Origin of the sequence: Aquabacterium sp. NJ1 (assembly GCF_000768065.1) — a bacterium.
Lineage (GTDB): Bacteria > Pseudomonadota > Gammaproteobacteria > Burkholderiales > Burkholderiaceae_C > Aquabacterium.
In genome coordinates, this window is record NZ_JRKM01000001.1 from 2982792 (window position 1) to 2994289 (window position 11498).

The 11498-nt window shown below is 64.4% G+C and carries 9 protein-coding genes; 6 read left to right on the top strand and 3 right to left on the bottom strand.

Annotated elements, in window-relative coordinates:
* Positions 1–85: 85 nt before the first annotated feature.
* The 5 genes from JY96_RS12790 (at position 86) to JY96_RS12810 (ending at position 5015) form a co-directional block, all read left to right on the top strand.
* Positions 86–1318: an acyl-CoA dehydrogenase family protein gene (locus tag JY96_RS12790; RefSeq protein WP_035037958.1), complete on the top strand. Its 1233-nt coding sequence runs from the start codon at positions 86–88 to the stop codon at positions 1316–1318.
* Positions 1319–1329: 11 nt separating this feature from the next.
* Positions 1330–2436 carry a phosphotransferase family protein gene (locus JY96_RS12795; protein WP_052162472.1) on the top strand — a complete coding sequence of 369 codons (1107 nt, stop codon included), beginning with the start codon at positions 1330–1332 and terminating at the stop codon, positions 2434–2436.
* A gap of 58 nt (positions 2437–2494) precedes the next feature.
* Positions 2495–3187, top strand: a complete 693-nt coding sequence (locus tag JY96_RS12800; RefSeq protein WP_035037961.1) for a histidine phosphatase family protein — start codon at positions 2495–2497, stop codon at positions 3185–3187.
* A 76-nt stretch (positions 3188–3263) separates the two neighbouring features.
* Complete coding sequence (locus tag JY96_RS12805; protein WP_035037965.1) at positions 3264–4211, top strand: alpha/beta fold hydrolase; 948 nt, start codon at positions 3264–3266, stop codon at positions 4209–4211.
* 48 nt (positions 4212–4259) lie between these two features.
* A complete protein-coding gene (locus tag JY96_RS12810) occupies positions 4260–5015 on the top strand; it encodes an SDR family oxidoreductase (RefSeq protein WP_035037967.1) in 756 nt (251 codons plus the stop codon).
* 42 nt (positions 5016–5057) lie between these two features.
* Here JY96_RS12810 and JY96_RS12815 read toward each other — a convergent pair whose 3' ends face one another.
* Entirely contained in the window at positions 5058–5423 is a 366-nt protein-coding gene (locus JY96_RS12815) for a response regulator transcription factor (RefSeq protein WP_035037969.1), read from the bottom strand.
* A gap of 140 nt (positions 5424–5563) precedes the next feature.
* On the opposite strand from JY96_RS12815, the gene JY96_RS22290 reads away from it, so the two are divergent.
* Positions 5564–7975, top strand: coding sequence for a CHASE domain-containing protein (locus JY96_RS22290; RefSeq protein WP_052162473.1), 2412 nt, complete (start codon positions 5564–5566; stop codon positions 7973–7975).
* 94 nt (positions 7976–8069) lie between these two features.
* Here JY96_RS22290 and JY96_RS12825 read toward each other — a convergent pair whose 3' ends face one another.
* Both JY96_RS12825 and JY96_RS12830 read right to left on the bottom strand, forming a co-directional pair.
* Complete coding sequence (locus JY96_RS12825; RefSeq protein WP_161784319.1) at positions 8070–9101, bottom strand: acyltransferase; 1032 nt, start codon at positions 9099–9101, stop codon at positions 8070–8072.
* A 230-nt stretch (positions 9102–9331) separates the two neighbouring features.
* Complete coding sequence (locus JY96_RS12830; protein ID WP_035037971.1) at positions 9332–11398, bottom strand: NADPH-dependent 2,4-dienoyl-CoA reductase; 2067 nt, start codon at positions 11396–11398, stop codon at positions 9332–9334.
* Positions 11399–11498 lie beyond the last annotated feature (100 nt).

Below are 11498 nucleotides of genomic sequence, written 5' to 3' on the forward strand. Positions count from 1 at the left end.
ATGAAAATTCATCATTTGATGCACACCTTGAAGCGGCGTAGCATCCCTGACGTTGACCGAATGACCCACCCATCAGGAGACGAGCATGGACTTCCAGCCCAGTGAACGCGCAGCCAAAACCGCGGCCCGTGTGCGCGCTTTCATCAAGGAACACATCGAACCCGTTGAGCAGGAACACTGGGAAGGCATCCTGGGCCAGCGCCATGGTGGGGACTGGACGCAGTGGAAGATCCCTCCCCGTGTGGAAGCCCTGAAAGCCAAGGCCAAGGCCGAAGGTTTGTGGAATCTGTTCCTGCCCGACCCGGAACTGGGCGCGGGCCTGAGCGTGCTGGAGTACGCCTTCAGCGCCGAAGAGACCGGCCGCTCCATGATGGCGCCCGAGATCTTCAACTGCAATGCACCCGACACCGGCAACATGGAGGTGATCTGGAAGTACGGCAGCGAGGAGCAGAAGAAGCAATGGCTGACGCCGCTGCTGGCCGGCGAGATGCGTTCGGTGTTCTTCATGACCGAGCCTGATGTGGCCTCGTCGGACGCGACCAATATGGCCGCCACGGCCGTGATCGAGGGCGACGAGATCGTGCTCAATGGCAAGAAGTGGTGGTCGTCTGGCGTGGGTGACCCGCGCTGCAAGATCGGCATCTTCATGGCCCTGACGCCCAACCCCGATCTGGGCCGCCACAACCAGCACTCGATGGTGCTGGTGCCCATGGACACGCCGGGCGTCGAGATCAAGCGCATGCTGCCCGTGTTCGGCGAATACGATGAGCCACACGGCCACGGCGAGGTGCACTTCAACAATGTGCGCGTGCCGGTGAGCAACTTCATTGCCGGGCCGGGCAAGGGTTTCGAGATCGCGCAAGGCCGCCTGGGGCCAGGCCGCATCCACCACTGCATGCGCTGTATTGGCGCGGCCGAGAAGTCGCTGGAGCTGGCGATCAAGCGTGGCATCGAGCGCACGGCCTTCAGGAAGCAGCTGATCAACCTGGGTGGCAACCGCGAGCGCATCGCCGAAGCCCGCGTGGCCATTGACCAGGCCCGCCTGCTGACGCTGCAAGCTGCCTGGAAGATCGACACCATGGGCGTGATGGGTGCCTTGACCGATGTGTCGGCCATCAAGGTGGTGGCGCCGAGCATGCTGCAGAACGTGGTGGACTTCGCCATCCAGATGCACGGCGGCATGGGCGTGTCGCACGATGTGCCGCTGAGCGCCTTCTTCAACCAGGCGCGCAGCCTGCGTCTGGCCGACGGCCCCGATGAGGTCCACAAGGGCATGATCGCCCGCCTGGAGCTCATGAAATATGGTGTGATGAAGTAAGCGAGCCCACATTGAGCGACAACACGAAGAACAAAGGCATCGAAGACCAGGGCGGGCGAGTCCGCGCTGGTGAAGAGCTCAATACGGCGGGTGTGGACGCATGGCTGAAGGGCCATGTGCCCAGCCTGCAGGGCCAGCCGGAGATCACGCAGTTTTCAGGCGGGGCGTCCAACTGGACGTACCGCTTGAAGTACACGGGTGGTGAGCATGGGGGCGACTTCATCCTGCGCCGCCCACCCGCTGGCACCAAGGCCAAGGGCGCGCACGACATGGGCCGGGAATACCGTGTGCAGCAGGCCTTGAAGCCTGTGTACCCGGTGGTGCCCGCCATGATCGGGCTGTGCGAGGACGAGGCCGTGACCGGCAGCGAGTTCTATGTGATGGAGCGCATCGCCGGCATCATCCCGCGCAAGAACATGCCGCGTGGGCTGAACCTCGATGCAGCCACCACGCGCAAGCTGTGCACCAACGTGCTGGACAAGCTGGTCGAGTTGCATCAGGTGGATGTCAAAGCCACCGGCTTGGACAGCCTGGGCAAGGGCAGCGGTTACTGCCAGCGCCAGATCGAGGGCTGGAGTCAACGCTACACCAAGGCCAAGACCTGGAACGTACCTTCCTACCAGTATGTGATGGCCTGGTTGAAAGAGCGCACGCCACAGGACGTGGCCAACGTCGTCATCCACAATGACTGGCGCTTTGACAACGTCATCCTGGCCGAGAACGACCCCACCAAAGTGATCGGCGTGCTCGACTGGGAAATGGCCACGCTGGGTGACCCGCTGATGGACCTGGGCAATGCCCTGGCCTACTGGATCCAGGCCGATGACAACAAGCTGATGATGGCCACGCGCCGCCAGCCCACGCACCTGCCCGGCATGCTGCGTCGTGAAGAGGTGGTGGACTACTACCTGGACAAGACCGGCTACCGGCTCGATCGCCAGTGGGACTGGGCCTTCTACGAGGTCTATGGCCTGTTCCGTCTGGCGGTGATCGCGCAGCAGATCTACTACCGTTACCACCACAAGCAGACGCGCAACCCGGCCTTCAAGAACTTCTGGATCATCGTCAACTACCTGGACTGGCGCTGCAAGGGCCTGATCAAACGGGCCAGGGGCTGAGGCCTCTCGCCACGCCATCGGGCAAGCACCTGACCGACCACGAAAGACACAGCACACCATGGGCGCCATCTACCTTCTGCGACACGGCCAGGCTTCGTTTGGCTCCAATAACTACGACCAGCTCTCGCCCGTGGGGCACCAGCAGGCCAAGGTGCTGGGCTCGGCCCTGAAGGCACGCGGCGTCAAGCCCGATGTGCTGATCAGCGGCACGATGCAGCGCCATCAGGAGACGGCCGCCGGTGCGCTCGGCGAGTTGGGTATCGAGCTGCCCTTGCAGCACCACGCGGGCGTCAACGAGTTCGACCACGAGAACGTGATCGAGGTGGCCGAGCCGCGCTATGTCGACAAGCTGGTGATGATGAGCGACATGGCCGCATCAGGTGACCCGCGCCGCACCTTCCAGAAGTTCTTCCAGGACGCGGTGGCGCGCTGGGTGGGCGGCAACCACGATGACGAGTACAACGAGCCCTGGTCGGTGTTCAAGCTGCGTGTGGTCTCGGCCCTTGAAGACCTGGTCAAGGCCACGCCACCCAAGGGCAGCACGCTGGTGTTCACCTCGGGCGGCACGATCAGCGTGATCTGCGCGCACCTGCTGGGCTTGAACGACGCGCAGGCCTTCACCATCAACTGGACGCTGGCCAATGTGGGCATCACCAAGATCCAGGCTGGGCGTGATGGCCTGCACCTGATTTCGGTGAACGAACACGCGCACGTTGAGGGCGCCCAGCCGCCCCTGCTCACCTACCGCTGACGCATACTTCGGGGCTTGGGCCGGCACGCACGACCGCAACTGCAACGCCAGCCCGCATCAACAAGGAACAGCCAGGATGAAAGCCCTCAAGATCGCAGGTGGTGTGCTCGCATTGGTGGTGGCGCTGGCCGGTGTCGGCATCGTGTCGGCCTGGGCGCCAGACCTCCCGGTCGAGTCGCTCAAAGCCCGCTGGGCCCCGGCGCCATCGCATTTCGTGGCGCTCAATGGCATGCAGGTGCACCTGCGTGATGAAGGCCCGCGTGACGACCCGCAACCCATCGTGCTGCTGCATGGCACCTCGGCCAGCCTGCATACCTGGGAAGGCTGGGTGGCCGCGCTCAAGGGCCAGCACCGCGTCATCACGGTGGATTTGCCTGGCTTTGGCCTGACAGGCCCTGCGCCCGATGGCGACTACCATTTGCCGCACTATGCCGACTTCGTGGTCAGCGTGCTGGATCACCTGCAGCTCAAGCAGGTGGTGCTGGCGGGCAACTCCCTGGGTGGCGAGATCGCGTGGATGACGGCCGTGGGCCACCCCGAGCGCGTCAGCAAGTTGGTGCTGGTGGACGCGGGTGGCTACCCCTTCAAGACCGAGGGCATGCCCATTGGCTTCAAGATCGCGCGCATCCCGGCGCTCAAGCCGCTGATGACGCACATGTTGCCGCGCCACATGATCGAGTCCAGCGTGCGCAGCGTGTACGGTGACCCGTCCAAGGTGACGCCCGAGCTGATCGACCGTTACTACGAGTTGACGCTGCGCGAGGGCAACCGCGAATCCCTGGCGGCACGTTTCAGCCAGAGCCCGCTGGGCGCTCATGCCGACCAGATCAAGCAGATCAAGCAGCCCACGCTGATCATCTGGGGTGGGCAGGATCACCTCATCACGCCTGACAACGCCGACAAGTTCCAGCATGACATCGCAGGCAGCCGACTGGTGGTGTTCGACAAGCTGGGCCATGTCCCGCAGGAAGAAGACCCCACCGCCACAGTCGAGGCCTTCAAGGCCTTCCTTGCGCCGCACTGAGGCAGGCAGCCTCCTTCCATCATCCGATCGTCGACATCACCACGCACCATGGCCCAACGCAGACAGAACATCCTCATCACCGGCGCCAGCTCAGGTTTGGGCGAAGGCATGGCGCGCGAATTCGCCGCCATGGGCCGCAACCTGGCGCTGTGCGCGCGCCGGGTGGACAGGCTGGTCGAACTCAAGGCCGAGCTGGAAGCCAAGTACCCCGGTGTGAAGGTGCTGGTGCGCCCGCTGGACGTCAACCAGCACGAGCAGGTGTTCGAGGTGTTCCGCGCCTTCAAGCAGGAGTTCGGCCAGATCGACCGGGTCATCGTCAACGCGGGCCTGGGCAAGGGCCAGCCCATTGGCAAGGGCCGCTTTGATGCCAACCTGCAGACGGCGCAGACCAACTTCATCGCGGCGCTGGCGCAATGTGAAGCGGCGGTGGAGATCTTCCGCGCGCAAAACAGCGGGCACCTGGTCAGCATCTCGTCGATGAGCGCGATGCGCGGCCTGCCGCGCAACCTCACCACGTATGCGGCCACCAAGGCGGGCCTGGCGGCGCTGACCGAGGGTATCCGTGCCGACCTGTTGCGCACGCCGATCAAGGTCACCACGATCTTCCCGGGCTACATCGAGACCGAGTTGAGCAGCAAGTCCGCCAAGACCCCGTTGATGGTGGACACGGCTTCGGGCTGCCGCGCGCTGGTGGCAGCCATCGAGCGGGAGCCGGCCAAGGCCTGCGTGCCAAGCTGGCCGTGGACGCTGGTGGGCTGGTACATGCGCAATGCGCCGCTGGCGTGGATCGCGAAGATGTCCTGATGTGAAGGGCTGTCAGCCCGGGGCAGCGCTACCCAGCCCTGCTCAGCCGAGCTGGCGCGTGACCACGTCCAGCAACTGGCGGGGGCTGAAGGGCTTGGTCAGGTAGCCATCGGCGCCGGACTGCTTGCCTTGTTGTTTGTCGTGATCCTGGCCCTTGGCGCTGAGGATGACGACTTTCATGCGCTTGAGCGCAGGGTCACTCTTGATGTGGTTGCACACGGCGAAGCCGTCCAGCGAGCCAGGCATCATCACGTCCAGCAGGACCAGGTCAGGCTTGAGCTGACGCGCCATCTGCAGGCCGAGGTCGCCGTTCTCCGCCTCGTGGATATCAAAATCCTCGATTTCCAGGGTCATTCTGATCAGTTCGCGGATGTCCGCCTGGTCTTCCACGATCAGCACGCGTTTCATCTGAGTCTTCTCCCATCCTCAAGCGAGCCGTATTGTCCTAAAGCCGTGTACTGAAAAGCCGAAGATGACGCTTAAAGTCAAAATGTTTTGATCCGCAATCCGGGGTAAGTTGCGGGTCTCAGACAGGGGGTGTATCAAGCATGATTCATCGGGCATGGCGCAATGTACTGGGCTCGGCCAGGCTGGTGGTCGAGTTGCTGCTGATCGTGGCCGTGTGCGAAGTGGTCGTGATGTTCCTGATGCCCTCGCTGGCACCAGGGTTGACGGCCTGGCAGGACGCCCTGCTGGATGCGCTGGTGCTGTCCGTGATGGCGGCGCCCCTGTTGACCTGGCGGGTCCATCGCATGGTGTCCCGCGCGGCAAGCGCGCGCGTGCTGGCAGCGCCTTCGCTGGCGGCTGTCCGCATGCTGCCCTGGCTGGTGTTCGTGCTGGGCATTGGTTTGAGCATGTGGTTGGCCTGGGGGCTGCATCGGCAAGCGCAGCATGCGGCTTACGCACGTTTCGAGCAGGTGGCCGACAGCCTGAAAGGCACGGTGCAGGGCCGCTTTGATCGGGCCGCCGACGGGCTGCGCGACATCGCCAGTGCGTCGACCCTCATGGGGCATGTCCTGGACCGCCAGGCGCTGAGTACCTGGGTCAAGACGCGCAACCTCGGGCGCGAGTACCCCGGCCTGCTGGCCCTGAGCCTGATCAAACCCATTCCTCGGGCGGCCTTGCCCGACTACGAGGCGCGGATGCAGGCGCAGGGGTTTCAAGGATTCAAGGTCCGCACCGAGGGGCAGGCACCTGTGCTGTACCTGATCGATGCCATCGAGCCGCTGGGGCCCAATCGCCAGGCCCTCGGCTTTGACGTGAGCTCGGAGCCCGCCCGGCAAGAAGCCCTGCAACGCGCCATCGACACGGGGGAGGCCACGCTGAGTGCCCAGGTCCATCTGGTGCAACTCGGGTACCCTCGGCCAGCCTTCCTGTACTTCCTGCCGCTTTACAAGCCGGGCTGGCCCGTCGCGACGGTGGCGCAGCGCCGCGCGGCGCTGGAAGCCCTCGTGTCGGCGCCCATCCTCCTTGAGGGTATGCTCGATGGTCTGGACCCGTCTCTTCTTTACCAGGCGCAGTACGCCCTGTATGACGTCAGCGGCGGGCGGGCGACGGTATTGCTCGCCTCATCCATGCCGCATGACCAGGCGGACAAACGGGCCCCGGCGCCCCAGTTCACCTCCAACCACACCGTGTCTGTTGGTGGGCGGACGCTGGCGCTGCGCATCCGCTCCACCACGGCTTTCGATATCGACAACGGCTACGTCATGGCGGTGTGGCTGGTGCTGCTGGGCGTGCTGCTCAGCGGCATGGCTGCGGTGTCTGTCTGGCTGATGAACACGGGCCGGGTGTGGGCCAGGCAGATGGCGCAGTCCATGACGGCCGATCTGCAGGCGGCGCAGGCGCAGTTGCGGGCACACAGCCAGCAGATGTCGGCGATTTTTTCCTTGTCGCCCGACGCCTTTGTCTCGTTCGACATGGCCGGCTGCGTCAGCTACATCAGCCCTGCATGGGCCGGTCTCACGGGCCTGTCGTCTCAGGCCCTGCTGGGGCTGACGGAGGCGGCGTTCAGCGCGCGCCTGTTCGAACGGGCCGAGCCAGGGCAGTCGATCCAGGGACTGGCTGCGCTCAAGCAGGCCAGCGCAGCCGAGGGTACGGCCAAAGACCATGCGGATGCCACGCGTGTGGTCGTTGAGATGCGGCCACCTGCCAGGCGCATGCTGGAGATGCGCCTGAGCCGCAGCGAGGGCGGCACCGTCTCGCAGGTGCTGCACGTGCGCGACGTGACCATCGAAACCGAAGTGGACCAGATGAAGAGCGCCTTCCTGTCCATGGCTGCGCACGAGTTGCGTACCCCGATGGCCAGCATCTTCGGCTTCACGGAATTGCTGCTCACGCGTGAGCTGTCACCCGACAAACAAAGGGATCTGCTGGGCCGCATCTACCGCCAGAGTGAAGGCATGACGGCCATCATCAACGAGCTGCTGGATCTGGCACGCATCGATGCCCGCCAAGGCAAGGACCTCAGCTTCAATGCGTGCAACCTGGCCGAGCTGCTGGAGGAGGTCATCCGCGACTTCAAGCTCCCCGCGCAGCGTCAGGCGCCGTTCACCCACTGGCCCGAGCAGCCCATCATGGTGTGGGTGGACCGCCAGAAGATGCAGCAGGCCGTGCTCAATGTGCTGTCCAACGCCTACAAGTACTCACCGCAAGGTGGCGATGTGCGCGTGCGCATCCTGACAGCGCACCGTCAAGGCAAACCGCATGTGGGGGTTGAGATCCAGGATGAGGGCATGGGCCTGGCACCGGATCAGCTCGCACGGGTGGGCGAGCGCTTCTACCGCGCGGACAAATCCGGCAACATCCCCGGTACCGGCCTGGGGGTGGCCATCGTCAATGAGATCCTGGAGCTGATGGGCGGCCACATGACGCTGCACAGCGAGCACGGGAGGGGGAGCACCTTCACCTTGTGGCTCGCCAGGATGGACGAGCAGGTTGTGCTGGATGACCGGCGCTGAGGCTCCGGCACGAGGGGGCTCCCCTTGATAACAAAGTAGGCCGCGAGCGCGGCTGTTCTGTCAGGGTGTCGTCGGGGAAGGGGCTGGGCCCGCCTCAGGCACTGCGACGCCCGGCCAGGAGCGTGGCGAAGGGGTTGCGCGGCACGCGGCTTTGGATTTTCTTGAGGATGACCTTGCGCTCCAGGATCGGGCTCTCGATCCAGTGCCAGGAGAGGGCGGCAAAGATGAAGGTCAGGGGAATGGCGGTCAGGATGTTGAGGTACCAGTCTCTGGCCCAGGGAAACTGGTACACCAGCACTTGCTGAATCGGGAAGCCATACAGGAACAGGCCATAGGAGTAGTCTCCCTTCTTGAGCAACGCGATCTTGGTCGGGTTGGTCAGGCCCAGGTAGGCTGTGGTGTAGGCGGCCGGGAAGGGCGAGAGGTAGACCAGGCGTTGGTCAAACAGCGAGGCCACCGTGAACGCGGCGCACAGCAGGAAGAGCGCGCGGCTCCAGGGGATGGCGGCACGGTTGATGTAGAGCGCAATACCCGCCAGGAAGCACATCACCAGCGTGCGGCCGGCCCAGGGCGAAGCACCAGCCCACAGCACGCGGGCTTCCAGCACCAGCGAGAACCCCAGGATCAAGGCGGCGAACAAGCGTGGACGCAAGTGGGTGCCAAACAAGGCCAGCCCAGCGATCACGATGTAGCACTCCAGCTCCATCGGGATGGTCCACAACTGGCCGTTGACCAGGTCCGAGGGGTTGTTCTGGAAGACGCCAGGCAGATGGTAGTGAATGATGCCCAGCGCGTTGCCCATGTAATGCTGGAAATCGGCATGCTGAAAGTAGTCCTGCCACGGCAAAGTGGTGACGAGCGGGCCGATGATCAGGGCGCAGAAAATGGTGTCAACGATCAAGGCGGGAAAAATCCGGAACGCCCGCAAACCCAGGAATGTCGTCAAACCTTTGGCGCGTTCCAGGCTGCCAGCCACCAGGAAGCCGCTGAGCGCAAAAAACATGGGCAGGATCACCGAGAACAAGTGCCCGAAAGGTGTCTGAGTGAAAGCGCTCTGGTAAGCATGGCCATAAGACGTGACCACACTGTGGAAGGCGATCACGGTCAGGGCGAGGATCAAGCGCATGTAGTCAAAGCCGGAGGCTTTCCCGCCAGTAGCCTGAATGCGGTCTTGAAAACTGATGGGGGTGCTGAACATCGTGCGCAAAGGCTTCAGTGGGCGGGCTGTGGCTGAGCCCTGCGGGTTGATGCCACATTTGACGAGTATTGCACGCGCGCCGTCGGCGTGGGGCGGTGCGGTGCCCCTCAGCCAGAGGGGGCTAGCCCCCTCGGACAGGGCCGCCCCGAACAGAGGGGTTACAGCCGTGCCGCCAGCCGCGCGGCCTGGTCAATGGCCTTCTTGGCGTCCAGCTCACCCGCCTCAAACGCCCCGCCGATGATGTGCACCTTGCGGCCTGCCGCCTGCAGCTCATCAGCCAGTGAACGCAAGGGCACCTGGCCCGCACACAGCACCACGTTGTCGCACGCGATCCAGGTCGGGTCCTTGCGCTCCTCACCGTAGCTGATGAGCAGGCCCTCGTCGCCGATGCGTTCGTAGTTCACGCCGCCCACCATCTCCACGTTCTTCATCTTCAGCGTGGTGCGGTGGATCCAGCCCGTGGTCTTGCCCAGGCCGGCGCCCAGCTTGCCCTTCTTGCGCTGCAAGAGCACCACCTCGCGTGCAGGCGGTATAACCTGCGGCTTGGCGGTGCTCAAGCCACCGGGTGACAGGGCCGGGTCGGTCACGCCCCATTCGGCCTTCCAGGCTTCGAGGTCCAGCGTGGTGGAGTGCCCGTCGTGCACCAGGTACTCGGCCACATCGAAGCCGATGCCGCCCGCGCCGATGATGGCCACCTTTTTGCCCACGGGCTTGTGGTGGCGCAGCACGTCGATGTAGCTCAGCACCTTGGGGTGGTCCTGGCCGGGGATCTTCGGGTCACGTGGGTTCACGCCCGTGGCCACGATCACCTCGTCGTGCGCCTGCAATCGGGCCGCATCCACCCTGGTCTGCAGATGCAGCTTCACACCCGTGAGCTCGACGCGCTTGCGGAAGTAGCGCAGCATCTCGTTGAACTCTTCCTTGCCCGGCACCTGGCGGGCCATGTTGAGCTGGCCACCGATGTCATCGGCCGCATCGAACAGGTCGACATCAAAGCCGCGCTCGGCCAGCAGTGTGGCCGCGGTCAAACCGGCCGGGCCTGCGCCCACCACGGCCACCTTGCGTTTGGCACTCGTGGGTTTGAACACCAGCTCGGTCTCATGGCAGGCGCGCGGGTTGACCAGGCAACTGGTGAGCTTGTTGCGGAAGATGTGGTCCAGGCAGGCCTGGTTGCAGGCGATGCAGGTGTTGATCTCGTCGGCACGGCCTTGCGCGGCCTTTTTCACGAAGTAGGGATCGGCCAGCAGCGGGCGGGCCATCGAGATCATGTCGGCGCAACCATCGGCCAGCACGGCCTCGGCCACCTCGGGTGTGTTGATGCGGTTGGAGGTGACCAGCGGGATGGTGATGCCTGCTGCACTCAGCTCGGCCTTCATCTTCTGCGTGACCCAGGTGAAGGCGCGGCGCGGCACGCTGGTGGCGATCGTGGGCACACGCGCTTCATGCCAGCCGATTCCCGTGTTGATGATGCTGGCGCCGCCTTGGGCAATGGCCTTGCCCAGCGTGACCACCTCATCCCACGTGGAGCCATCGGGCACCAGGTCGATCATCGAGAGGCGATAGATGATGATGAAGTCCTTGCCCACCGCTTCGCGCGTGCGCTCGACGATCTCGATGGGCAGGCGCATGCGGTGACTGTAATCGCCGCCCCATTCATCATTGCGCTTGTTGGTGTGGCGTGCCAGGAACTGGTTGATGAAGTAGCCCTCGGAGCCCATGATCTCCACGCCGTCATAACCTGCTTCACGTGCCTTGACGGCGCAGTTCACAAATGCGCGGATCTGCCGCTCCACACCGCGTGCGGACAGCGCAAAGGGCTTGAACATCGAGATGGGCGACTGGATGCGTGAAGGCGCCACCGCCAGTGGGTGATAGGCATAGCGCCCCGTGTGCAGGATCTGCAAGGCGATCTTGCCGCCGGCCTGGTGCACCGCTTGCGTCACCACCTGATGGCGCCTGGCCGCGCCCGAGGTGGCCAGCGTGCCGGCAAAGGGCTTGGCCCAGCCCGCGATATTGGGGGCGAAGCCGCCGGTCACGATCAGGCCCACATCGCCCTCGGCCCGCTCGCGGAAGTAGGCAGCCAGCTTGCTCAGGTCCCGCCCATCTTCCAGGCCCGTGTGCATCGAGCCCATGAGCACGCGGTTCTTCAGCGTGGTGAAGCCCAGATCCAGTGGGGACAGCAGGTGGGGGTAGGCGGTGCCGGTGGGGGGGCTGATGGACTGCATGGTGGCGCGTGCGCAAGGGTGGCGGTTGACGCGCGATCCTGCCACAGGAGGGGGAGGATCTCGCGACAGCGCGCGACAACGCACGCCTTAGCTCACCTCA